Raw genomic sequence first — 24,437 nt, 5'->3', positions numbered from 1 at the left:
GTGCGCCGGTGCGACAACCGGGCGGCCGCCTCCGGCCGAGTATCGGTCGTCTTTCGTCTACAGTCTACGGCGCACGGATGCCGGTCCCGGAGGCGGTCGTCGCCACTCGCCATGTCGCACGGTCACGCGGCCACGCAGGTCACACGGCCGCGGAGGCACGGAGACACGGAGGCGCAGAGTCACGGGCAGCGCACGACCTGCCCGGCGTAGGACAGGTTGCCGCCGAAGCCGAACAGCAGCACCGGGTCACCCGCGGAGACGGCGCCCTGCTCGACGAGCTTGGAGAAGGCGAGCGGGATGCTGGCGGCGGAGGTGTTGCCCGACTCGGTGACGTCACGCGCGACGACCGCGTTGACGGCCCCGATCTTCGCCGCGAGGGGCTCGATGATGCGCAGGTTGGCCTGGTGCAGGACGACGGCGGCCAGGTCCTCGGGCCTGAATCCCGCCCGCTCGCAGGCCTGCCGGGCGAGCGGCGGCAGCCGGGTGGTGGCCCAGCGGTACACGCTCTGTCCCTCCTGGGCGAACCGGGCCGGCTGACCCTCGATGCGCACCGCGTGCCCCATCTCGGGCACCGAGCCCCACAGCACGGGCCCGATCCCGGGCTCGACGCCCTCGGGACAGGCCTCGACCACGGCGGCGCCCGCTCCGTCGCCGACGAGCACGCAGGTGGTGCGGTCGCTCCAGTCCGTCACCTCGGACATCTTGTCGGCGCCGATGACCAGGGCCCGGGTGGCGGCGCCGGCCCGGAGGGTGTGGTCGGCGGTGGCCAGCGCGTGGGTGAAACCGGCGCAGACGACGTTGACGTCCATCGCGGCGGGCTGCGGGATGCCGAGGCGGGCGGCGACCCTCGCGGCCATGTTGGGCGAACGGTCGACGGCCGTGGAGGTGGCGACGAGCACCAGGTCGATCTCGTCCGGCGTGAGGCCCGCCGTGGCGAGCGCCTTGGCCGCGGCGTGCGCGGCGAGCTCGTCCACCGGCTCGTCGGGACCGGCGATGTGGCGCGTGCGGATGCCCACCCGGCTCCTGATCCACTCGTCATTGGTGTCCACCAGTTCCGCCAGGTCCTCGTTGGTGAGCACCCTGGCGGGCTGGTAGTGGCCGACGGCGGTGATGCGCGAGCCGTTCATTCGGGGGGTCCCCTCGTTGCCGTGGGTTGCGGGATCCACCAGTCTGATCAGTGACTCACCGGTACGAGGGCGCGTGAAGCGACAGGAATCCGGATTCCCGGTTGTCGGCTTCCCCATAGCTCTCGGACGCCCGATCACCTGTCGAACACCTGCCCGCCGAACACGCGCCCCGCGGTTCACCGCTACCCGGTGAAGAGCTGCGTGGCCTTCTGCACGAGCTCGTACAGCCCGTAGACGAGCGGCGCCCCCACCCACAGCCAGGCGAAGGCGGTCAACGGCCGCCGGTCAGGCCGCGGACTCGGGCTGCTGTCGTTCGGCATCGGCTGCCTTCCTCTGGGCGGGTACATGGTGGCGGACGTGGACGGGCCGGACGAGCTCGTTGGCGACGAAGCCGATGGCCAGCAGCCCGATCATGATGAACAGGGACAGGGTGTACAGCGACGAGCCGTCCTCGCCGGCCTCCTCCTGGCGGTCGGCGATCCAGTTGACGATCAGCGGGCCCAGCACGCCGGCCGTCGACCACGCGGTGAGCAGCCGGCCGTGGATCGCGCCCACCTGATAGGCCCCGAACAGGTCCTTGAGGTAGGCGGGAATGGTCGCGAAGCCCCCTCCGTAGAAGGAGAGGATCACCAGCGCGCACAGGACGAACAGCGGTTTCGACGAGTCGCCGATCAGGGCGATGAGGGCGTACATCAGGGCGCCGGCGCCCAGGTACAGACGGTAGACGTTCTTGCGCCCGACCAGGTCGGAGGTCGACGACCAGCCGATCCGGCCGGCCATGTTGGCCGCGGACAGCAGGGCGACGAACCCGGCCGCCGCGGAGGCCGAGACCGGGGTGGAGGTGTCGGCGAAGAAGTCCGTGATCATGGGCGCGGCCTTCTCGAGGATGCCTATGCCGGCGGTCACGTTCATGCAGAGCACGATCCACAGACACCAGAACTGCGGGGTGCGCACCGCGCTGCGCGCCGAGACCTGCACGCCCTCGACGGCGGTCGGCGCACCGGCGACCGGACGCTCACCGCGCGGCACCCGCACCAGCAGGACGCCCAGCGTCATGAAGACCGCGTAGGAGAGAGCGTGCACGAGGAAGGCGAGGGCGATGCCCGAGCTGTCGGAGCCGAACGACTGGAGCATCTGCGCCGACCAGGGGGAGGCGATGAGCGCGCCGCCGCCGAAGCCCATGATGGCGATTCCGGTGGCCATGCCGGGGCGGTCCGGGAACCACTTGATCAGAGTGGAGACGGGCGAGATGTAACCGATTCCCAGCCCGATTCCGCCGACGAAGCCGTAGCCGAGGACGATCAGCCAGTACTGCTCGACGGCGGCGCCGAGGGCGGAGATCAGGAACCCGGACGAGAAGCAGACCAGGGCGACGGTCATCGCCCAGCGCGGCCCGTTTCGCTCCACCAGGGTGCCGCCGAAGGCCGCGGACAGGCCGAGCATCACGATGGCGAGCTGGAACGGAAGCGCGCTCTGTGTGCCGCTGAGGCCGAGCGCGGACTCCAGCGGCGGTTTGAACACGGACCAGGCGTAGGCCTGGCCGATGGAGAGGTGGACCGAGAGGGCGGCCGGGGGGACGAGCCAACGGCTCCAGCCGGGCGGCGCGATGGGGGGACTCATGAAACCTGAACGGTAGAAACCCGTTTCTGACGCTGAGAAGGGGAAGCGTGGAGCGTGTGCGGTGAGCGGTAGGCGGGATGCGCCGAACGGTCGGACCGTCCGACCGGGGTTCCGCCGTTCAGGCCGGAGTACGACCGGTGGGCGGGCGGGGAACCGGGACGAGGCGGCACGGGCGCGGACCACGGCCGTGTGCGCCTGCTGCGGGGTGGACCGGGGTCGCACGCTTTCTGTGCAGGACAATGAGATCGTTGAAGGTCACGTCACCGCCCGACAACCCGGTGACCCACGGCAACCTCTGCATCCAGGGCCGCTTCGGCTACCAGCACGTACAGAACCGGGGCTGATCACGACATGGGACGAGTCACCGAACGACGCAAGGTGGTCCGCATCAGGGACGGCGTGGTCTCCACCCGCCCGGACACCCTGGTCGCCGAGGAGCCACTGGAGATCCGGCTCAACGGCAAACCGCTGGCGATCACGATGCGCACGCCCGGTGACGACTTCGCGCTGGCCGCCGGTTTCCTGGTCAGCGAGGGCGTGCTGGCCGAGCGGGACGACCTCCAGAACATCGTCTACTGCGCGGGCGCCACAGCCGACGGGAGCAACACCTACAACGTGGTGGACGTGCGCACCGCGCCCGGCGTGGCGATCCCCGACCTCACCCTCGAGCGCAACGTCTACACCACCTCCTCCTGCGGCCTGTGCGGCAAGGCCAGTCTGGACGCGGTCCGCACGACGACCCGCTGGCCCGTCGCCGACGCTCCCCGGCTCCGGATCGAGCCCGGACTGCTCGCCGTCCTGCCCGACCGGCTGCGCGCGGCCCAGCGGGTGTTCGACCGGACCGGAGGGCTCCACGGGGCGGCCCTGTTCTCCGAGGACGGCGAACTGCTCGACGTCCGGGAGGACGTGGGCCGGCACAACGCGGTGGACAAACTGGTCGGCCGCGCTCTGCAGAACGGGGACCTGCCCCTGTCGCGGGCGATCCTGCTGGTCTCGGCCCGGGCCTCGTTCGAGCTGGCGCAGAAGGCCGTGATGGCGGGCATCCCGGTGCTCGCCGCGGTCTCCGCGCCCTCCTCGCTGGCGGTGGACCTGGCCGCGGAGACCGGACTGACCCTGGTGGGCTTCCTGCGGGGCAGCTCCATGAACGTGTACGCGGGTGAGGACCGCATAGCCCTAAGTGCCGCGGCCACCCGGAGCTGACCCGGCCCTCGCGGCACGGCGGCACGGCCCTTTTTGTCTCAGCCGCGCGTGAAGCGCACGTCGGCCGTGCGGACCACGGTGCCGAGCCGGGGGAAATCGAGCTTCACGGAAGCCTCGTGTTCGGGCCCGGTGAGGGCGGCCATCGCGTCCTCGACGAAGACCAGCTCGTATCCGAGGTCGCCGGCGGCGCGGGCGGTGGACTCGACGCCGAGATTGGTCGCGATGCCCGCGAACACGCAGGTGGTGACGTCCCGTTCACGGAGCCGGCCGTCCAGGCCGGTCCCCTGGAAGGCCCCGACCGTCCGTTTGACGATCTCCACGTCGCCCTCCCGCGACAGCCCCTGGACCAGTTGGCTGCCGGACGGCTGCTCGGCGACCCCCGGACGCTCGACGCGGACGAGCACGACGAGGGCTCCCGCCGAGCGGAAGGATTCCGCCAACTCCTGTGCCGCCAGCAGCACTTCCGTGCCCTTACGGGGCGCGAGGGGGAGGGCGACGATGCGGTCCATCAGGTCGACGAGGATCAGTGCGGTGCGCGCGGGTTCGAGCGCGAGGGGGACGGTCATGACGGAACGTTATCCCCCGTCAGCCCTCCGTGCCGGAGATCCAGGATCAACAGGCGCGTGAACTGCTTCACGGGCCAGGAGTCGCAACCCCGCCTTCTCCCCTCCCCCGGCGGCCGGCTCACGCCGTCGACGGTGTCCGCCCGCCGGTGCGTTCGTGCGGCGGCTCCAGCGGATCGCGGGCCCGGCGCTTGGCGATGACCGCGCACACCATGAGCTGCGTCTGGTGGAAGAGCATCAGCGGCAGCACCGCGAGGGAGGCGTGCGCGCCGAACAGGACGCTCGCCATGGGCAGTCCGGAGGCGAGGGACTTCTTGGAGCCGGCGAACTGCAGGGCGATCCGGTCCGCACGGCCGAACCGCAGCGCCCTGCCGCCGTACCAGGTCAGGGTGAGCATCACCGCGAGCAGCACGGCCTCGACCGCGAGGAGTCCGCCCAGCCGCACCGCGCTCACCTGGTGCCAGATGCCCTGGACCATGCCCTCGCTGAAGGCGGTGTAGACGACGAGGAGGATCGAACCGCGGTCGACGAGCGCGAGCACCTTCTTGTGCCGCGTGACGAAACCGCCGATCCAGCGGCGCAGCACCTGCCCCGCGAGGAACGGCACGAGCAGTTGCAGCACGATCTCGACGAGCGAGTCCGTGGAGAAGCCACCGCCGCCGCTGCCGAGCAGGACCGCCGCCAGCAGCGGGGTGACGACGATGCCGACCAGGGAGGAGAAGGAGCCCGCGCAGATCGCCGCGGGCACGTTGCCGCGGGCGATCGAGGTGAAGGCGATCGACGACTGGACGGTCGACGGCACGAGGGTGAGGAACAGCAGCCCCTGGTAGAGCGGGTGGGTGAGGAAGACCGGGACGAGGCCGCGGGCGGCCAGGCCGAGCAGCGGGAAGACCACGAACGTGCAGGCCAGCACCGTCACGTGCAGTCGCCAGTGCTTCAGCCCGTCCAGCGCCTCGCGGGTGGACAGGCGGGCGCCGTACAGGAAGAAGAGGAAGGCGATGGCCGCGGTCGAGGCGCCGGAGGCCACATCGGCGGCGGTGCCGTGCGCCGGAAACAGCGCGGCGAACCCGACGGTCGCGAGCAACAGCAGGATGTAGGGGTCGACCGGCATCCGGCTCGGCCACTGCAGGCGTTTCACGGTGCTCCACGTGCTGTTCGAAGGAGTGCTTGTTCCGGAAAGGCTTACGACCCGTTGCACGCGGACCGCCGGCACGCACCTGAGGTCCGTCGCTCCGGGCGGGCAGGACCGAGGACCGGAAGGCCTCTCACCATCGGGTCCATCGTCCCCCTCGGGCCCGTGATCGGGAATCCCGTACACCGCTCTCACTGTCATCACGGATCACGATGACCGGTACTAGGGTGGCGCATGTGTATGAGCCCACCCATCTGCGCACCTTCCTCGCCGTGGCCCAGACGCTCAGTTTCACGCAGGCGGCGCGGCGGCTCGGGCTGCGCCAGTCCACCGTCAGTCAGCACGTGCGGCGGCTGGAGGAGGCGACCGGACGCGCCCTGTTCACCCGGGACACGCACTCGGTGGAGCTGACCGAGGACGGCGAGGCCATGCTCGGGTTCGCACACCGGCTCCTGGACGTCCACGAGCAGGCCGCCGCGTTCTTCACCGGCACGCGGCTGCGCGGTCGCCTGCGCTTCGGCGCCTCCGAGGACTTCGTGCTGACCCGGTTGCCGGAAATCCTGGAAAGTTTCCGCTCCGATCACCCCGAGGTCGACCTGGAGCTGACGGTGGAGCTGTCGGGCACCCTGCACGAGCAGCTCGCCGCGGGAAAGCTGGACCTGGTACTGGCCAAGCGGCGCCCCGAGGATCCGCGCGGCGAGCCGGTGTGGCACGACGAGCTGGTCTGGATCGGCGCGGAACGGCTGCGCCTGGACGCCGGGCGGCCGGTCCCGCTGATCGTGTTCCCGCCGCCGGGCATCACCCGCGCCCTGGCGCTGGAGGCACTGGAGCGCCAGGGGCGGTCCTGGCGGATCGTGTGCACGAGCGGAAGCCTCAACGGCCTCATCGCCGCGGCCCGGGCGGGCCTGGGCGTGATGGCGCACTCCCGGGGCCTGATCCCGCCCGGCCTGGTACGGATCCCGGACCGGGCCGGACTGCCCGAGCTGGGCAAGGTCGACTTCGTGCTGGTGCACGGGCGCCGGCGGACGTCGGCCGAGAGCGCCGCCGACGCCCTGGCGGCGGCGATCCTGGCAGGCGGCGACCGGCTGCACCGACGACCCGCCGCCCCGCGACCTGCCCCGCGTCCGCCCGCCGCCGAGGGCTCGCCGCCGAGGGGGGCCGCCGCGCCGTGAAGGGACCGGCGGGAGGGCCGGGCGGGATGGCCCGGCGAGAGGGCCCGGCGGAGGTCGGGCGGCGTAAGCGGTACGGGCAGATTCGGTGGAGATTACGGTACCGAAACTTACTCAACCGTCAGCTTTGTGTCCGACCCTTCCCCTTGTGGGCCCTTTTTCCCGCCCTGACCAGCGTGGACGGGAACGTCGCCCGCCGTCGGCACCCCTCCCGCCCTGTCGCCCGGTGGGGTAGCTTTCACGGCGCTGTGCGGCCATGGGAAAGCGGGGTGCGGAAGCGGGGTGGGAAGTTTGCGGGAGTTCACCAACCCTGCGTTGGCGCTGCCACCGCCGGTCGGCGGTCTGGCCGACGTCGTGTTCCGGCACGCCCAGGAGGACCCGCACTACATCGCGCTCGGCCGCAAGGACGAGCACGGCGAGTGGCGGGACGTCACCTCCGCCGAGTTCCGCGACGAGGTCCTCGCCCTGTCCAAGGGCCTCCTCGCCCAGGGCATCCGGTTCGGCGACCGCGTCGCGATCATGTCACGCACCCGCTACGAGTGGACCCTGTTCGACTACGCCCTGTGGACCATCGGCGCCCAGGTGGTGCCGGTCTACCCCACCTCGTCCGCCGAGCAGTGCTTCTGGATGCTCTACGACGCCGAGTGCACGGCCGCCGTCGTCGAGCACGAGGACCACGCCATGACGATAGCCACCGTCATCGACCGCCTGCCGCAGCTGCGGCAGCTGTGGCAGCTGGACTCGGGCTGCGTGCAGGAGCTGTACGACGCCGGCGCGGCCATCGAGGACGAGGTGGTCCACAGGCACCGGGAGGCGGTCACCCCCGACTCGACCGCGACGATCATCTACACCTCGGGGACCACCGGCCGGCCCAAGGGCTGCGTCATCTCGCACCGCAACTTCATGTTCGAGGCGGACACCGTCATCGAGCGCTGGGAACCGGTGTTCCACTCCAGGAAGGGCGACGAGGCGGCGACCCTGCTGTTCCTGCCGCTGGCGCACGTCTTCGGACGGATGGTGCAGATCGCCGCGATCCGCGGCAGGGTCCGCTTCGGGCACCAGCCCCAGCTGAACGCGTCCGCGCTCCTCCCCGACCTGCAGGCGTTCCGTCCGACGTTCTTCCTGGCCGTGCCGTACATCTTCGAGAAGGTGTTCGGCGCGGCCCGGCGCAGGGCGGAGCGGGAGGGCAGGGCGGGACCGTTCGAGAAGGCCGTGGACGTGGCCGTGCAGTACGCCGAGGCGGTCGAGGCGAAGGCGTGGGGCACCGGACCGGGCCCCTCGGCCGGGCTGCGCATGCAGCACCAGCTGTTCGAGAAGCTCGTGTACGGCAAGCTGCGCGCGGCCATGGGCGGCCGCGTGCGGCAGGCGATGTCCGGCGGCTCGGCCATGGACCGCAGGCTCGGCCTGTTCTTCTCCGGCGCGGGCGTGCAGATCTACGAGGGTTACGGCCTGACGGAGACGACGGCGGCGGCGACCGCCAACCCGCCCGGGCGCACCCGGTACGGCACCGTCGGCCAGGCCATCCCCGGCATGACGGTGCACATCGCGGACGACGGCGAGATCTGGCTGCGCGGCGACAACGTCTTCCAGGAGTACCTCAACAACCCCAAGGCCACGGACGAGGCACTGCACGACGGCTGGCTGGCCACCGGCGACCTCGGGGCCCTGGACGAGGACGGGTATCTCACCATCACCGGCCGCAAGAAGGAGATCCTGGTCACTTCCGGGGGCAAGAGCGTCGCGCCGGGGCTGCTGGAGGAGCGGGTGCGCGACCACCCCCTGGTCCACCAGTGCCTTCTGGTGGGCAACGACCGGCCGTTCGTGGCCGCCCTGGTCACGCTCGACCACGAGGCCGTCGAGCACTGGCTGCAGATGCGCGGCAAGCCGCAGATGACTCCCGCGGAGCTGGTCCGCGACGCCGACCTGGAGGCGGAGGTGCGGCGAGCGGTGGTGGCCGCCAACACGCTGGTCTCGAAGGCGGAGTCGATCCGCACCTTCCGCATCCTCGGCCAGCCCTTCAGCGAGGAGCACGGGCTGCTGACCCCGTCGCTGAAACTGAAGCGCAAGGCGATCGAGAGCGCTTACGCAAACGAGGTCGAGGCGCTGTACCGCTCCTGAGCCGGAGGGGGCCCGAGGTCTTGGACGGGCGGGGAACGGGTAACCGGAGGGGAGGAATGCATCGACCGTCGTGATCGTTGACGATGGGAGTACCCCTTGACGGACAACCGAAGGATCAAGAGCTCGTGAGCAGCAAGGTCCCCCCGATCATCCTCAACAACGGCGTCGAGATGCCCCAGCTGGGCTTCGGGGTCTGGCAGGTGCCGGACGACGAGGCGGAGCAGGCGGTCACGACCGCACTGGAGGCCGGGTACCGCAGCATCGACACAGCGGCGATCTACGGCAACGAGGAGGGCACCGGCAAGGCCCTCGCGGCGTCCGGCGTACCCCGCGAGGACGTCTTCGTCACCACCAAGCTCTGGAACTCCGACCAGGGACACGACGCGACGCTGCGCGCGTTCGACGCCTCCCTGCACAAGCTCGGCCTGGACTACGTGGACCTGTACCTGATCCACTGGCCGCGGCCGGCCCGCGGCCAGTACGTCGACACGTACAAGGCCTTCGAGAAGCTCCTCGCCGACGGCCGCGTCAAGGCGATCGGCGTGTCGAACTTCCTGCCGGAGCACCTCGAGCGGCTGATCGACGAGACGTCGGTCGTGCCGGCGGTCAACCAGATCGAGCTGCACCCGCATCTGCAGCAGCAGGCGTCCCGCGCGTTCCACGCGGAACGGGGCATCGCCACCGAGGCCTGGTCCCCGCTCGGCCAGGGCAAGGGCCTGCTCGAGGTCCCGGCGGTCGTGGCCATCGCCCGCAAGCACGACCGCACCCCCGCCCAGGTGGTGCTGCGCTGGCACCTCCAGCTCGGCAACGTGGTGATCCCGAAGTCCGTGACGCCGTCGCGGATCAAGGAGAACATCGACGTGTTCGACTTCAGCCTGGACTCCGAGGACCTCGCGGCCATCAGCGCCCTGAACGAGGACCGTCGCATCGGTCCGGACCCGGCCACGTTCGACATCGGCTGACGGGCCCGAACCACGTGGGGGCGCCCCGGTCCGGGGCGCCCTCGGCGCGTCGGGCGGCTCGTCAGTTGGGCTGCCCGACCGGCCGGACGACGACGGTGTTGACGTCCACTCCGGCCGGCTTCCTGACGGCCCACACGACGGAGTCGGCGATCTGGTCGGCGGTCAGCAGATGGCCGGGCGGCAGGCTGCCGTAGCTGTCCCAGAACGGGGTCTCCACCCGGCCGGGCGCGACCAGCGTCACGCCGACGCCCCACTCGGTGACCTGGCGACGGGTGTTCTCCGCAAGTCCGGTGACCGCGTACTTGGTCGCCCCGTAGAGGTTGCCCGGGGTCGGCACGAAGCCGGCGACGCTCCCGATGAGCACGATCCGTCCCCGGGTCTCCTTCAGCGCGTCGATCGACGCCCGGATGAGCAGCGCGGGGCCGAGGACGTTGGTCAGCACCATGTCGGTCCACCCGGATGGATCGCCTTCGGCGACCGAGTCGTGGGTGGCGGTTCCCGCGTTGGCGACGACCGTGTCCAGCCGGCCGTAGGCGTCGAGGGTACGGTCGACCGCCGACCGTACGCTGTCGTAGTCGGCGGCGTTCCCGGCGAACGTCGACAGGGCCTTCGGGTCGCCGAGGCCGGCGGCGAAGGCGCGCAGCCGTTCCTCGCCCCGGCCGGTGACGGCGACCCGGTGCCCGAGGTCGAGCAGTTGCCGTGCGACGGCGGCGCCGATGCCGCTGCCGCCGCCGGTGATCAGTGCGACCGGAGAGTCGGTCATGGTTGCCCCCTGTTGTCTCGGTGTACGGCGGGATTCCATCAGCTGGAGTGCTCTCGAAGTCAAATGCCTTCCCAGGTAAGGCGGTAGGCGACAAAGGAGAGGCAGCGACCGCCGCGCCGGGGACGCCGCCCGCCCGCCCACCGCGGCGGTGGCGGCACCTGCGTCCAACTGGTCTGTGCGGTCGCGCAGATGAGGGGTCGCGAGGTGCAACTCGTCGCCGTCCACGGTGAGTCGAGGGCGGGGGTGGGGATGGGGGCGGGGGCGGCACCGCCAGGCAGGACGAAGGGCGGCAGGCGGCAGCCCGCCGGATTACGCCGTCAGTCCGCCCGTACGGCGGTGTGGACGGTGTGGGCGGCGAGCACGAAGACGTCAGGCCGGCGGTGCACGCTCGCCGCGTCGTCGGGGTCGAGCAGGCGGTCGACGGTGGCGCGGTCGTCGGGGGCGAGGTCCTCGCCGAAGGCCTCGCGCAGCCGGGACAGGCTCGCGACGACGTAGGCGCGGGCCCGGTCGGAGGCGGGCGCGGGCAGGTCGAGCAGGAAGCTGCGGCTGCGGCTGTGCCTCAGGCCCGCGGCGGCGAGCAGCGCCGCCCAGTCCTCGGTCTCGGCCACGGAGCCCGGCAGGCCGGCCCGCATCCGCGCGAACCACTCCGCCTCCAGCACGTCGAGCCGCGCCTCGAGACCCGGCCGCCCGAAGCCCAGGTCGCGCGGCAGGAACCGGGTCGGCAGTCCGCCCTCCATGATGGCCAGGGTTCCGCCGGGCCCGAGTCGCCGCGCGAAGGCCGCCAGGGCGGCGCGCTGGTCGCCCAGGTGGTGCAGGCTGCGCCCGGCCCACAGCAGGTCGGCCGGGTAGTCCAACTCGCCTAGCACATCGGGCAGTTCACCGGACAGGGTGCCGAACCGGTCGGCGTACCCGAGCCGGGCGGCCCGTTCCCCGGCCCGCCGCAGCAGCGGCTCGGAGCCGTCGACCGCCATGACGCGCGCGCCGGGGAAGGTCTCCGCGAACAGGCAGGAGACGACCCCGGGGCCGCTGCCCGCGTCCACGATCAGCCCGGGTTCGGTCACTTCCCTGCCGAGCCAGGACAGGGCCCGCTCGTAGAGGGGGGTGAAGAGTTCGGCCTGCGCTTCCAGATGCTGCGCCATCTGGGCCCAGTCGATGTCGGTGCGGTGGTCGTGACCGGGACCGTGCGGGTGGCTGTGACCGTGCGGGTCCTGATCGTCGTGGGGTGCGTGCGGGTGGTGCGCCATGGCGGTCAGCCTCTCGTCCGGTGTGCGGTCAGCGTGCGCCGACGCACCGGAGGAGTGCCACTTCTGTTGCCGGGACGGCAAAAAGACGGGTGCGGACGGCAAGCCGTTCCGCACCCGTCTTCCCCGCCCGTTTCCGCGTCCGGCGCGGCCGCCGCTGCGCCGGACCGGCCCCGGTGAGCCGGGGCACGGAAGTGGACTGGACGGACCCGTCCGGCCGTCGGGTCGGCGATCCGCCGGGGCCCGGCCCGGGAGGGCCGGCCGCCCGACGGATCACACCGATCCCGGTTTCACGACCGGGCGGATCCGTTCACCGGCTACAGCGCCGGGTACGCGTTCTGCATCAGCTGCTGGAACTGGGCCGAGAACCAGCGTCCGGCCAGCGGGGCGTTGCCCAGGGCGCCCGACATGCTGTTGCCGTTGCGGGCGTTGCCCGTGTAGGTCGGGTCGCACATCCGGTCGAAGCCCTTGCCCTCGTCGTTGGGGATGACGGAGCTGGCGCCGTCGGACTCACCCGGCGGCTTCATCCAGACGTACGCGTCGATCCCGGCGGCCGGAGCGGCCTTCGGGCGCTCGCCGAGTCCGGCGCCGGCCTGGTTGCACCAGTTGCCGACGTGGATCCGACGGTCGTAGCGTCCGCCGTTCACGTAGGTGTCCACGCTGGTCGTGGCACCCGGGCCGGCGGGCCGGGCGGAGCCGCCCCAGCCGTTGCGGGAGGTGTCGATCAGCATGCCGATGTTCGACCGGAAGCCGGTCGTGACCAGCTGGTTGCGGAAAGCCTGGGCGTACGACAGCTCATCGGTGTACCGGTTCCAGTCCACCCACTTGGACTCTCGGACCGACTTGCCGGCCACCTGGTCGTTGATGGTGAAGTTGTTCTCCTTCAGGGCGCTGTAGTTCGCCGTGTTGGTGATGAAGCCGTGCACGTCGTCGACGGTCGCGCCCTCGGCGTTCGCGGCCTGGAACATGATCTGGGCGGAAGGGGCGAAGTTGTCGTCCCAGCCGAGCCAGCCGTGGTGACCGGCGTCGATGTAGTTGTAGACGTTGGGGACGGCGCCGAGCTTCTTCAGCGCGTAGCCGACGCCCTTGATGTAGTTGCCGTTGGCCTTCATGACGTCACAGGCCGGAGTGGCGGTGGGGGTTCCGCCGGCGTTGGTGACGAGGTTGGGCAGCGAGTCGATCTCGACGGTGGTGACGATCCGCAGGCCGGCGTACTTGCTGTCGGACAGGATCGCCGCGATCGGGTCGATGAACTGCGTCTTGTACTTGTCGATCTCCGTCGGGCCGAGCTCGCCGTTGGAGGCGAGTGCGGAGCAGTCACGCCCGGGGAGGTCGTAGACGACCAGCTGGACGACCTCTTCGCCGCTGCCCTTCTGGGCGAGGGCCGCGTCCAGGTGGGCGCGCAGCCCCATGCGCCCGCCGGCGCCGTTGATGGCGGCGATGCGGTCGAGCCAGATACCGGTGGGCTGGTTGGAGACGCGGCTGCCGCCCGGTTCGGCGGCGGCGTTCGCCGACCACTCGGGGTTCACGTACACCTTGGCGCCGGCGTAGGGGTTGTCGACCCTGGTGGACGGGGTGCCGGGGCCCGGATCGGTCGGGCCCGGATCGGTGGGTCCGGTTCCGCCGTCCACGTTGCAGGTGACCCCGTCGAGGGTGAACGCGATCGGGACGGCGTTGCTGCCGCTGTAGGTTCCCTGGAACCCGAAACTGACCGAACCGCCGGTCGCCAGGCTCCCGTTGTAGGTCTCGTTGGCGGCGGTGACGGCCGTACCGGACTGGGTGACCTTGGCGTTCCAGGCGTTGGTGATCTTCTGGCTGCCAGCGTACGCCCACTTTACCGCCCAACTCGACTTGGCGGCCGAGTTGTTGGTGATGGTGACGGCGGCGGTGAAGCCGCTGCCCCAGTCGTTCTGCACCTTGTAGTCGACGCTGCACGGGACGGCGGCGAGCCCCGAGTCACCGGGGACCACGGCGAGTGCCGTCCCCGAGGCGCCGGCGACCAGCGCCAGCGCGGCGAGTACCGCTGTTCTGCTACGGCTCATGAGTGCGGGTTTCCTTCGTGGTCGAGGGTGGTGTCCGTTCTGCTGCTTGCGGGGTGGCGCCTATCCGTCGAGTGCGCGCAGATGGTCGCGCAGTCCGATGCCGTACGTCGTGGGCGTCCCGTCGTAGGCGGAGATGAGGGACGGACCGGTGGAGCAGTCCCAGGCGTTCCAGGTCCAGCCCAGATACGACAGGCCGCGATCGTCGAACCACTTCATGACGCGGTCGACGAAACCGTGTGAGCAGGTGTTCTCGCCGATCTCCCCGGCCACCAGCGGCACCTGGGCGGCCACGGGGGCGAGTGTGGAGTTCCAACAGCTTTCGTCGGCACAGGAGTTGAAGTTGTAGACGTGGTACGCGGCGGCGAGATTGCCGGTGGGGTCGGTGGGCTTGTGGGCCAGCCACTGACCGAGGTCGTTGGAGTAGGCGAGCCCGCCGGCCAGGATCACGTTCCGGGCCCCGGTCGCCCGTACGGAGTCGACGAGGTCCTGCATGCCGGCGACCTCGTAGCCGATGCCGGGACAGGTCCCGCCGTCCCGCCAGCACTGCCACGCCTGCGCGGTCGTGGCGGTGGCGCGGTCCGGGTAGGGCTCGTTGAACAGGTCGAACACCACGCTCTGGTCGTTCTTGAAGGCATTGGCGACCGACGTCCAGAACGACGGCGTGTACTGCATGCCGGGCATCGGCTTCTGGCAACTGGCGTGCACGTCGGAGCAGCCGGCCGAGTTGCCCGTGTACTGGCCGTACGTCCAGTGCAGTTCGACGATCGGGGTCATGCCGTGCGCCTTGACGCGGGCGACCAGGTCCTTCACGGCGTTGACGTAGGTGGCGCCGCGGTAGGCGGGATCGATGTTCGAAAGTCCCAGCCAGCACTCCTCGTTGAGGGGGATACGGACGGTGTCGACGTGCCATGCGGCGATCGCCGCGACGGCGGCGTCGTCGACCGGTCCGTCCCAGATGCCGCGCCCTTGCACGCACATGAACTCGCCGCCGGAGCGGTTCACGCCGAGCAGTCGGCGGGTGTTTCCGGCGGTGTCCACGAGCTTGTTGCCCGAGACGTGCAGGGCGGGCGGCTCGTCACCGGCGCCGGGCGGGTCGGTCGAGGGCGGTGCGGTGGGGGTCGGGGTGGGTGTGGGTGTGGGGTCCGTACCGGCGTTGCAGGGCGTGCCGTTGAGCCGGAAGCTGCTCGGCACGGCGTTCACCCCCGCCTTCGAGGCGATGAATCCCGCGCTGACGCTCGCGCCGGTGCCCAGGGAGCCGTTCCAGCTCTCGTTCACCGCGGTGACGGTCGCCCCGGACTGGGACCACTTGGCGCTCCAGCCCTGGGTGAGCTGCTGGCCGCCCGCGAAGTCGAAGGCGAGACTCCAACCGCTCACGGCCGCCGTGTTGTTGGTGATCTTCACGGCGCCCTGGAAGCCGGTGTCCCACTGACCGGTGACCGAGTGACGAGTACTCCACCGTGCAGGCAGGCGTCGCTCCTTGCGCCGTGACGACCGGTGACAGGGCGCCCGCGACGAGGGCGACCGCACCGGCGACGGCTAAAAGTACTGAACGCGGGGGGTGACGCATGAGCGACTCCTTGCAGCTCAGGCGCGCCGTGACGGACGCGTCGACTGTTGGAACCGCTCCCACTGGTGTCTCGAAGTTAGCGCCACGTGCTGGCAAAGAACAGTGGGAGTGACTGACTTTTACTCAACTCCCGCCGTCGAATCTTTTCGACTCTTCAAGCATCTTGACCCCGTTCACCCGCATCCCCACTATGGGAGCGCTCCCACTGGTTCAAGGCTTGTTGCTCCTCCCCCACTCCCCGAGCCGCAAGGAGGAACCAGCACCATGAAACCCTCACGCAGACGTCGCGGGGCGCGGCGCCTGTGGACCGCCGCCCTGGCGGCCCTGGCGCTCCCTCTCGCCATGCTCAGCACGAGCACGACACCCGCCCAGGCGGCCGCGCTCGCGTGCAGCGTCGACTACAAGACCAACGACTGGGGCTCCGGGTTCACCGCTGACCTCACCCTCACCAACCGGGGCACCGACCCGATCAGCGGCTGGGCCCTGACGTACTCCTACGCCGGCAACCAGAAGCTGTCGAACGGCTGGAACGGCAGCTGGTCGCAGTCCGGTCAGCAGATCACGGTGAACAACGCCTCCTACAACGGGACGATCGCCCCCGGCGCGGCGGTCGGCACGGGCGCGCAGTTCACCTACAGCGGCACGAACGCCGCTCCCACGGGCTTCGCGGTCAACGGCACGCCGTGCGTCGGCGCGCACCAGCCCCCGGTCACGGTGCTGACCAGCCCGGCCGCGGGCGCCGTCTACACCCAGGGCGCCGCGGTGCCGCTCGCGGCGACCGCCGCGGCCGCCGACAACGCGACCATCACCAAGATCGAGTTCTACGACGACACGACCCTGCTGGGCACGGACACCAGCGCCCCGTACACCCTGTCCGCCTCGGGGCTGTCCGTGGGCAACCACTCCCTGGTCGCCAAGGCCTACGACAGCCTGGGCGCGTCGGCGTCGTCCACACCCGTCGGCATCACGGTCGCCTCGGGACCCGCCGTGGTCGCCTCCACCACCCAACTGGCCGTACAGCAGGGCAAGACGGGCACGTTCACGCTGAAGCTGTCGACCCAGCCCTCGGCCAACGTGACCGTCACGACCGCCCGCACCGGCGGCAACACGGGCCTGACGGTGACCGGCGGCGCGAGCCTCACCTTCACCCCGTCGAACTGGAACACCGCCCAGAACGTGACCATCACCGCCAACGCCTCCGGCACGGGCGCCGCGACCTTCGAGTCGACGGCCACCGGGCACGCGAAGGCGACGGTCACCGCCACCGAGATCGCCGGGACCAAGGCGTACGACGCCCGCTTCCTCGACCTCTACGGCAAGATCACCAATCCGGCGAACGGCTACTTCTCCCCCGAGGGCATTCCGTACCACTCGGTCGAGACGCTGATCGTCGAAGCACCGGACCAGGGCCACGAGACCACGTCCGAGGCCTACAGCTACCTGCTGTGGCTGCAGGCGATGTACGGGAAGATCACCGGCGACTGGACCAAGTTCAACGGCGCCTGGGACATCATGGAGAAGTACATGATCCCCACTCACGCCGACCAGCCGACGAACTCCTTCTACAACGCGTCCAAGCCGGCCACCTACGCGCCCGAGCTGGACACGCCGAACGAGTACCCGGCGAAGCTGGACACCGGGGTGTCCGTGGGATCGGACCCGATCGCCGGTGAGCTGAAGTCCGCCTACGGCACCGACGACGTCTACGGCATGCACTGGCTGCAGGACGTGGACAACACCTACGGCTACGGCAACGCGCCCGGCAAGTGCGAGGCCGGCCCGGCCGACACCGGCCCCTCGTACATCAACACCTTCCAGCGCGGCGCCCAGGAATCGGTGTGGGAAACGGTTCCGCAACCGACCTGCGACGCCTTCAAGTACGGCGGCAAGAACGGTTACCTGGACCTCTTCACCGGTGACGCCTCCTACGCCAAGCAGTGGAAGTTCACCAACGCCCCGGACGCCGACGCACGCGCCGTGCAGGCCGCGTACTGGGCGGACATCTGGGCCAAGGCCCAGGGCAAGGGCGGCGACGTCTCCGCGGCCGTCGGCAAGGCCGCGAAGATGGGTGACTACCTGCGCTACGCGATGTACGACAAGTACTTCAAGAAGGTCGGCAACTGCGTCGGACCGACCGCCTGCCCGGCCGGCACCGGCAAGGACGCCTCGCACTATCTGCTCTCCTGGTACTACGCCTGGGGCGGCGCCACCGACACCAGCGCCGGCTGGGCCTGGCGCATCGGCTCGAGCCACACGCACGGCGGCTACCAGAACCCCCTGGCCGCCTACGCGCTCAGCAGCTACGCCGATCTGAAGCCCAAGTCGGCGACGGGCCAGGCGGACTGGGCGAAGTCGCTCACCCGGCAGATGGAGTTCTACCGCTGGCTGCAGTCCAGCGAGGGCGCCATCGCGGGCGGCGCGACGAACAGCTGGGCGGGCCGCTACGCGACTCCGCCGGCCGGCACGTCGACTTTCTACGGCATGTACTACGACCAGCAGCCCGTCTACCACGACCCGCCGTCCAACCAGTGGTTCGGCTTCCAGGCGTGGTCCATGGAGCGGGTGGCCGAGTACTACCAGCAGACGGGGAACGCGAGCGCGAAGGCGGTCCTCGACAAGTGGGTCGACTGGGCGCTGTCCAAGACCACGATCAACCCGGACGGCACCTTCCGGATCCCCTCCACACTCCAGTGGTCGGGCCAGCCCGACACGTGGAACGCCTCGAGTCCGGGCGCCAACAACGGACTTCACGTCACCGTCGCCGACTACACCGACGACGTCGGGGTGGCCGCCGCGTACGCCAAGACCCTGACGTACTACGCCGCCAAGTCCGGTGACACGGAGGCGAAGACGACGGCCAAGGCGCTCCTGGACGGCATGTGGACCCACAACCAGGACGCCCTCGGCATCGCGGTCCCCGAGACCCGCGCCGACTACAACCGCTTCGACGACGGCGTGTACGTCCCGAGCGGCTTCAGCGGCAAGATGCCGAACGGCGACACGATCAGCTCCTCCTCGACCTTCGCCTCGCTGCGGTCCTTCTACAAGAACGACCCGGCCTGGTCGAAGATCGAGAGCTATCTCGCGGGCGGCGCCGCGCCCGTGTTCACGTACCACCGCTTCTGGGCCCAGGCGGACATCGCCATGGCCATGGGCTCGTACGCGGAGCTTCTCGAATAAGCCCCCGCTGAGCGCTCCGCGGGTCGGGCGGTGTCCGGCTGCGGGCCGGATGCGGCCGGCCGCGCAGTTCCCCGCGCCCACTGGGCGCCCCTTCGGGGGCCCCGGGCGCGGGGAGGCACCGCTCCCCCGCGGAACCGCTCGAGGCTTCGCGTACGTGGCTCCGTCACCGGACGACGGGGCCCTGGCCGGGCGGCCCCCACCCGCACAGGGGGCCGCCCGGCAATCGCACGTCCCGCTGGCGCACGCCCAGCCCGTACACCCACGACCGTACGTCACGCACCCCGCACCTCCCCCCGCACCCGTCTCCTCCCCATGGCTTTTCGCGAGGAAGGACCCCCACCGTGCGAAGAACCCGCATCCTCACGGCCGTACTGGCGCTCGCCGCCGGCCTCGTCGCGGGCAGTCCGCCCGTCCTGGCCGCGGCCGGCAGCCCGCGCACGACCCTGGCCGCGGAGTCGTACACCTGGAAGAACGCCCGGATCGACGGCGGCGGCTTCGTCCCCGGCATCGTCTTCAACCGCAAGGAGAAGAACCTCGCCTACGCGCGCACCGACATCGGCGGCGCGTACCGGTGGCAGGAGTCGAGCAAGACGTGGACGCCGTTGCTGGACTCGGTCGGCTGGGCGGACTGGGGACACACCGGCGTGGTGAGCCTGGCCTCCGACTCCGTCGACCCGAACAAGGTGTACGCGGCGGTCGGCACGTACACCAACAGCTGGGATCCGGGGAACGGGGCGGTGCTGCGCTCCGGTGACCGGGGCGCGAGCTGGCAGAAGACGGACCTGCCCTTCAAGCTGGGCGGGAACATGCCGGGCCGGGGCATGGGCGAGCGGCTCGCGGTCGACCCGAACCGCGACAGCGTGCTGTACCTGGGCGCGCCGAGCGGCAAGGGCCTGTGGCGGTCCACGGACTCGGGCGTCACGTGGTCGCAGGTGGCGAACTTCCCCAACGTCGGCAACTACCAGCAGGATCCGACCGACACGAGCGGGTACGCGTCCGACAACCAGGGCATCGTCTGGGTCACCTTCGACGAGTCGACGGGCACGTCCGGCACCGCCACGAAGACGATCTACGTCGGCGTGGCGGACAAGGAGAACGCGGTGTACCGCTCGACGGACGCCGGCGCGACCTGGTCGCGGCTGGCCGGGCAGCCGACGGGCTATCTGGCGCACAAGGGTGTGCTGGACGCCGTCAACGGCTATCTGTACCTGGCCTACAGCGACAAGGGCGGGCCCTACGACGGCGGCAAGGGCCGGCTGTGGCGCTACGCGACGGCCACCGGGACCTGGACGGACATCTCCCCGGTGGCGGAGGCCGACACCTACTACGGCTTCAGCGGGCTGACGATCGACCGGCAGAAGCCGGGCACCGTCATGGCCACCGCCTACAGCGCCTGGTGGCCGGACACCCAGATCTTCCGTTCGACGAACAGCGGCGGGGCCTGGACGAAGGCCTGGGACTACACCTCGTATCCCAACCGCTCCAACCGTTTCACGATGGACGTCTCCTCGTCGCCGTGGCTGACGTGGGGTGCGAATCCGTCGCCGCCGGAACAGGCTCCCAAACTCGGCTGGATGACCGAGGCGTTGGAGATCGACCCGTTCAACTCCAGCCGCATGATGTACGGGACGGGCGCGACGATCTACGGTACGGAGAACCTCGCCGACTGGGACAGCGGCGGCCAGTTCACCGTCCGGCCGATGGTCCAGGGGCTGGAGGAGACGGCGGTCAACGACCTCGCCTCTCCCCCGTCCGGCGCCCCGCTGCTGAGCGCCCTCGGTGACATCGGCGGGTTCCGCCACACGGACCTGACCAAGGTGCCGTCGATGATGTTCACCTCACCGAACTTCACGACGACGACCAGCCTGGACTACGCCGAGACGAACCCCGGCACCGTGGTACGGGTCGGCGATCTCGACTCGGGACCGCATGTGGCGTTCTCCACGGACAACGGCGCCAACTGGTTCGCGGGAACCGACCCTTCGGGCGTCAGCGGCGGCGGCACGGTCGCCGCGTCCGCGGACGGCGGCCGCTTCGTGTGGAGTCCGGCGGGCGCGGGCGTGCAGTACACCACCGGGTTCGGCACCTCGTGGTCGGCGTCGAGCGGCATCCCCGCCGGTGCGGTCGTCGAGTCCGACCGGGTCGACGCAAAAACCTTCTACGGTTTCAAGTCCGGTAAGTTCTACGTGAGTTCGGACGGCGGCGCGACCTTCACCGCGTCCGCCGCGAGCGGCCTGCCCAGCGGCGACAGCGTGCGGTTCAAGGCGCTGCCCGGCGTCAAGGGCGACGTCTGGCTGGCCGGCGGGGCGAGCGACGGGGTGTACGGGCTGTGGCACTCCACCGACTCCGGAGCCACCTTCACCAAGCTGTCGTCCGTGGAGCAGGCCGACACGATCGGCTTCGGCAAGGCGGCCGCGGGGGCTTCGTACCAGACGCTCTACACCAGCGCGAAGATCGCCGGGGTTCGGGGCCTCTTCCGCTCGACGGACAAGGGCGCCACCTGGACCCGCATCAACGACGACGCCCACCAGTGGGGTTGGACGGGCGCGGCGATCACCGGTGACCCGCGGGTGTACGGGCGGGTGTACGTCTCGACGAACGGCCGGGGTGTGATCTACGGAGACACCTCCGACACCGGCGGCGGTGGCGGTGGGGGTGGGGGCACCGACCCCACGCCCACCCCGACGGGCGCCTGCACGGTGACGTACACGATCACCAACCAGTGGTCGGGCGGCTTCCAGGCGGACGTCAAGCTCGCCAACACCGGCACCAGCGCCTGGTCCGGCTGGAGCCTGAACTGGACGTTCGCGAACGGGCAGAGCGTCTCCCAGCTCTGGAACGCCGACTACACCCAGTCGGGTCCGACGGTGACGGCGAAGAACATCGGCTGGAACGGCAACGTGGCGGCCGGCGCGTCCGTGAGCTTCGGCTTCACGGGCAGTTGGTCGGGCGCGAACGCCAGACCGACGGCGTTCAGACTCGGCGACCGGAGCTGCGCGGTGGGGTGAGCCCGCCGGCGCCAACCGGACGAACCCGTTCAGCACCACGGCTCCCCTCTTCGCTCATACGATCGATCCTGCCTCCGTCCCGGGAGGCAGCGGAGCGGGGAGGGGAAGCCATGGGAGTGTCCAGACGTGCCCTGTTGGGGTACTCGAGTTCGGCCGCGGCGGGCGCGGTGCTGACGTCCGCCGGACCGGCCCGGGCCGAGGAGGCCGACGTGAGCGACGGGACGGCCGCGGCCCGGCAGGGCGGCGTCACCGAGCAGGCCTCCGGTTCGGACACGGAGTGGGGTGGAAGCACCCAGTTCCGCGGCACCACCACCCCGCCGAGTCCGGAGGACGAGGGGTACATCGTCATGACCTTCAGCATCGACCAGATGCCCTCGCCCACGATGCAGAAGGTCACCGCCCTGGACGTCGCCGAGGCCGTCAACGAGCTCCTGGCATCCCGTGGTTGGCCCGCCATCACGTTCTACGGGAACGTGCCCAAGGCTCTGAATTGACCTGCCGCACGAACGTGGGGAGGCGGCTCCGCCCGATCCGGGCGGAGCCGCCTCACTTCTCCGTCACGGGGTGCAGACCGCGGGCCTGGGCGCGGTGGCCATGCCGTCGCCGAGGAAGAAGCTCGGGTGCGGCGGCTGGTTGTAGGCGGTGTTCTGCCAGGCCAGGCCGGTGCGGTACATCGTGTCGTGCAGCAGGGTCGTGATCCGCGTACTCGTCTCGTACGGCGTCGAGTAGATGCGCAGGGCCCGGCTGTCGCCGGTCGGCCAGACGACCTCCTCACGCCAGTCGCCGAGGATGTCCCCCGACAGCGACGGCGTCGCCTTGGTGCTGTTGTTGGAGTGGACGCCGGAACCGGTCAGCAGCCGGGTGTCCGAGGCGGGCCCGTACTTGTCGATGTGGGTCCCGTCGAGGAGTTCGCGCACCGGATCGGCGTCCCACCAGGAGAGGAAGTTGACGGAGGACGGCTCCCGGCCCTTGGTCGCGCCCGCCTCGTCGCGGTCACCTTCGTGCCGGCCCGGTACACATTGAAGGAAACGGTGTCGGAATCGGTTCCGAGCCAGCGCCAGCTGACCAGGGCGAGTTCAACCAGTCGTTGCAACACCGGGCTGTTGCAGCGAGCGTAGCTGTTCTTCGAAGACCTCGGTCGGCGTCCGCCAACCCAGGACTTTGCGGGGCCGGTTGTTGATCGCCATGGCGACGGCTTCGAGGTCCGTGAACGACCAGCGGGAGAGATCGGTGCCCTTCGGGAAGTACTGGCGCAGCAGCCCGTTCGTGTTCTCGTTCGTCGGTCGTTGCCAGGGCGAGTGCGGATCGGCGAAGAACACCTTCGTCCCGGTATCGAGGGCGAACTGGGCATGAGCGGAGAGTTCCTTCCCGCGGTCCCAGGTGAGGGTTTTGCGTAGCTGCTCAGGCAATTGCGTCATCGACGTGGTGAGCGCTGTGTTCATCGCGATCGCGCCATAGCCCCCGAGCGAGGGGCCGTTCTTCACGGGCGGCTTCTCGCCCCAGCCCTCGAGCCGGGGCAGGTGCACCAGGAGCGTGGAGCGGCTGCTGCGCTCGACGAGCGTGCCGATCGCGGAGCGGCCCGTCCCGATGATCAAATCGCCTTCCCAGTGTCCGGGGACCGCGCGGTCCGTGGCCTCGGCGGGGCGTTCGCTGAGGACGACGTCCGCGGTGACATGCCCCTGCGGTTTGTTCTGCGACCGTGCACGGGGAGTCCGCAGCGCCCGGCCGGTACGCAGACACGTGACCAGCTCCCGCTTGAGCGCGCCACGGCCCTCGATGAACAGCGCCTGGTAGATCGCTTCGTGGCTGATGCGCATGGACTCATCATCGGGGAAGTCGGCATGGAGACGGTGCGAGATCTGCTCCGGGCTCCATGCCGTCGCCCATCGTCTGTCCTGCCGGTGCGGCTTGTTCAGCCCCTTCCATGCGGGCGTCCTGGGTCCGGGGACGATCGTGCTGTCGGGGCGGCGGATGCTGTCGGCGAGCCGGTCCTGCACGTACTCACGCAACCTGTCGTTGCCTGCGAGCTTCGCGGTCTTCGGCCGCTTGGCGGCCTGCTGTGCTTTCCACTGGGCGACCGTCGCGCGGTACTCCTGCTTGCCGCTGCGCGTGGCGGCGTTGCGGCGCAGTTCGCGAGAGATCGTTCCGGGGTCACGCCCCAGGGCGCGGGCGATCTCGCGCACGCCCTTGCTCATCGCCCTGAGGATCGCGATCTCCTCGCGCTCTTCGAACGTGAGGTACCGGCCCGTGGGCTCGGCCAACGAGATCGGAGGCATGCCGCCAGCGTGACGAAACCACCTCGCACCCACCGGCCACGACACGCCGACCGCCAACGACGCCTCCACCGTCGTGACCCCCGTGGCGATCAGTCGCCAGAACTGGCGCTGCACGACCCGAGACGGATCAGGCCGCCCCGGCGAACGCATCGCCGGCCGCAACGCACGGTCAGCGCGCCACTGCCGACGCCGCCCCTCCGGGACATCGCTGGTCTTCAAACTCCAGTCCGCCGTAGCCACGTCGCACACCTCCGAGATCAGGGTGTTGCGACGACCAGTTGAATCCACCCAGGTTGCCGCTGTCGGTGTGCACGCTCACGACGCCCCGGTCGAGGGCCTCGACCTGACGGGCGGTGGCGGCCGGCGGGGCTGCTCCGGCGCGCGTGAGCTCGAGTGCGGGGGACGCGCCTCCGCCGAGGGCGGTCGGTCCGGCGCCCACCAGGACGGCGGCGCAGGCGAGCGCGGTGAG

At 70.4% G+C, this 24,437-nt stretch carries 16 protein-coding genes and 4 pseudogenes; 8 read left to right on the top strand and 12 right to left on the bottom strand.

Going from position 1 to position 24,437, the window contains the following annotated elements; genetic code table 11:
- Nucleotides 1-179 precede the first annotated feature (179 nt).
- The 3 genes from QF032_RS33215 to QF032_RS33210 all read right to left on the bottom strand — a co-directional run bounded on the left by QF032_RS33215 (nucleotide 180) and on the right by QF032_RS33210 (nucleotide 2,747).
- On the bottom strand, nucleotides 180-1,127 hold the full coding sequence (locus tag QF032_RS33215) for a beta-ketoacyl-ACP synthase III (RefSeq protein WP_307047565.1): 948 nt from the start codon (nucleotides 1,125-1,127) through the stop codon (nucleotides 180-182).
- Nucleotides 1,128-1,309: 182 nt separating this feature from the next.
- The gene (locus QF032_RS40940) at nucleotides 1,310-1,447 is read right to left on the bottom strand and encodes an MFS transporter small subunit (RefSeq protein WP_444875776.1); all 138 of its coding nucleotides are present in this window, start codon (nucleotides 1,445-1,447) and stop codon (nucleotides 1,310-1,312) included.
- Nucleotides 1,413-2,747 carry an OFA family MFS transporter gene (locus tag QF032_RS33210; RefSeq protein ID WP_307047563.1) on the bottom strand — a complete coding sequence of 445 codons (1,335 nt, stop codon included), beginning with the start codon at nucleotides 2,745-2,747 and terminating at the stop codon, nucleotides 1,413-1,415. Before QF032_RS33210 ends, QF032_RS40940 begins: the two co-directional genes overlap by 35 nt.
- Before the next feature lie 99 nt (nucleotides 2,748-2,846).
- On the opposite strand from QF032_RS33210, the pseudogene QF032_RS33205 reads away from it, so the two are divergent.
- Together QF032_RS33205 and fdhD are read left to right on the top strand one after the other, a co-directional pair.
- Nucleotides 2,847-3,091: pseudogene (locus tag QF032_RS33205) on the top strand (2Fe-2S iron-sulfur cluster-binding protein); the annotation flags it as partial.
- A gap of 7 nt (nucleotides 3,092-3,098) precedes the next feature.
- Entirely contained in the window at nucleotides 3,099-3,947 is an 849-nt protein-coding gene (gene fdhD, locus QF032_RS33200; RefSeq protein ID WP_307047561.1) for a formate dehydrogenase accessory sulfurtransferase FdhD, read from the top strand.
- A gap of 38 nt (nucleotides 3,948-3,985) precedes the next feature.
- On the opposite strand, the gene QF032_RS33195 is transcribed toward fdhD, so the two are convergent.
- Together QF032_RS33195 and QF032_RS33190 are read right to left on the bottom strand one after the other, a co-directional pair.
- Nucleotides 3,986-4,513, bottom strand: a complete 528-nt coding sequence (locus QF032_RS33195) for an isochorismatase family protein (protein WP_307047559.1) — start codon at nucleotides 4,511-4,513, stop codon at nucleotides 3,986-3,988.
- Nucleotides 4,514-4,631: 118 nt separating this feature from the next.
- Nucleotides 4,632-5,621: a bile acid:sodium symporter family protein gene (locus tag QF032_RS33190; protein WP_373430505.1), complete on the bottom strand. Its 990-nt coding sequence runs from the start codon at nucleotides 5,619-5,621 to the stop codon at nucleotides 4,632-4,634.
- A 257-nt stretch (nucleotides 5,622-5,878) separates the two neighbouring features.
- Between QF032_RS33190 and QF032_RS33185 the strand changes: the two genes are divergently transcribed.
- From QF032_RS33185 to QF032_RS33175, 3 genes are all read left to right on the top strand, one after another.
- Entirely contained in the window at nucleotides 5,879-6,814 is a 936-nt protein-coding gene (locus tag QF032_RS33185) for a LysR substrate-binding domain-containing protein (RefSeq protein ID WP_307047555.1), read from the top strand.
- Nucleotides 6,815-7,102: 288 nt separating this feature from the next.
- On the top strand, nucleotides 7,103-8,929 hold the full coding sequence (locus QF032_RS33180) for an AMP-dependent synthetase/ligase (protein ID WP_307050414.1): 1,827 nt from the start codon (nucleotides 7,103-7,105) through the stop codon (nucleotides 8,927-8,929).
- Between the two features lie 125 nt (nucleotides 8,930-9,054).
- Complete coding sequence (locus QF032_RS33175) at nucleotides 9,055-9,891, top strand: aldo/keto reductase (RefSeq protein WP_306947543.1); 837 nt, start codon at nucleotides 9,055-9,057, stop codon at nucleotides 9,889-9,891.
- A 61-nt stretch (nucleotides 9,892-9,952) separates the two neighbouring features.
- Here the strand turns inward: QF032_RS33175 and QF032_RS33170 are convergent, their stop codons facing one another.
- From QF032_RS33170 to QF032_RS33155, 4 genes and pseudogenes are all read right to left on the bottom strand, one after another.
- On the bottom strand, nucleotides 9,953-10,654 hold the full coding sequence (locus QF032_RS33170) for an SDR family oxidoreductase (RefSeq protein ID WP_307058932.1): 702 nt from the start codon (nucleotides 10,652-10,654) through the stop codon (nucleotides 9,953-9,955).
- Nucleotides 10,655-10,971: 317 nt separating this feature from the next.
- Complete coding sequence (locus QF032_RS33165) at nucleotides 10,972-11,898, bottom strand: class I SAM-dependent methyltransferase (RefSeq protein WP_307058930.1); 927 nt, start codon at nucleotides 11,896-11,898, stop codon at nucleotides 10,972-10,974.
- A 314-nt stretch (nucleotides 11,899-12,212) separates the two neighbouring features.
- Complete coding sequence (locus QF032_RS33160) at nucleotides 12,213-13,937, bottom strand: glycoside hydrolase family 6 protein (protein WP_307058928.1); 1,725 nt, start codon at nucleotides 13,935-13,937, stop codon at nucleotides 12,213-12,215.
- Nucleotides 13,938-13,997: 60 nt separating this feature from the next.
- A pseudogene (locus QF032_RS33155) lies at nucleotides 13,998-15,504 on the bottom strand (cellulase family glycosylhydrolase).
- A 264-nt stretch (nucleotides 15,505-15,768) separates the two neighbouring features.
- On the opposite strand from QF032_RS33155, the gene QF032_RS33150 reads away from it, so the two are divergent.
- The 3 genes from QF032_RS33150 (at nucleotide 15,769) to QF032_RS33140 (ending at nucleotide 22,186) form a co-directional block, all read left to right on the top strand.
- Nucleotides 15,769-18,684: a glycoside hydrolase family 48 protein gene (locus tag QF032_RS33150; RefSeq protein WP_307058927.1), complete on the top strand. Its 2,916-nt coding sequence runs from the start codon at nucleotides 15,769-15,771 to the stop codon at nucleotides 18,682-18,684.
- A 341-nt stretch (nucleotides 18,685-19,025) separates the two neighbouring features.
- Complete coding sequence (locus QF032_RS33145; protein ID WP_307058925.1) at nucleotides 19,026-21,692, top strand: cellulose binding domain-containing protein; 2,667 nt, start codon at nucleotides 19,026-19,028, stop codon at nucleotides 21,690-21,692.
- A gap of 110 nt (nucleotides 21,693-21,802) precedes the next feature.
- Nucleotides 21,803-22,186 carry a hypothetical protein gene (locus tag QF032_RS33140; protein ID WP_307058923.1) on the top strand — a complete coding sequence of 128 codons (384 nt, stop codon included), beginning with the start codon at nucleotides 21,803-21,805 and terminating at the stop codon, nucleotides 22,184-22,186.
- A gap of 63 nt (nucleotides 22,187-22,249) precedes the next feature.
- Here the strand turns inward: QF032_RS33140 and QF032_RS33135 are convergent.
- The 3 genes and pseudogenes from QF032_RS33135 to QF032_RS33130 all read right to left on the bottom strand — a co-directional run.
- Nucleotides 22,250-22,684: pseudogene (locus QF032_RS33135) on the bottom strand (rhamnogalacturonan lyase family protein); the annotation flags it as partial.
- Nucleotides 22,685-22,716: 32 nt separating this feature from the next.
- Nucleotides 22,717-22,788 (bottom strand): annotated as a pseudogene (locus QF032_RS40740) (hypothetical protein); the annotation flags it as partial.
- The gene (locus tag QF032_RS33130; protein WP_444875865.1) at nucleotides 22,769-24,187 is read right to left on the bottom strand and encodes an IS30 family transposase; all 1,419 of its coding nucleotides are present in this window, start codon (nucleotides 24,185-24,187) and stop codon (nucleotides 22,769-22,771) included. The pseudogene QF032_RS40740 and the gene QF032_RS33130, both read right to left, overlap by 20 nt.
- Between the last annotated feature and the right edge of the window lie 250 nt (nucleotides 24,188-24,437).

This window comes from Streptomyces achromogenes, assembly GCF_030816715.1.
Taxonomy (GTDB): Bacteria; Actinomycetota; Actinomycetes; order Streptomycetales; family Streptomycetaceae; genus Streptomyces; species Streptomyces achromogenes_A.
Note: the sequence above shows the minus strand (reverse complement) of the source record. Positions and strands in the feature narration are given on the sequence as shown.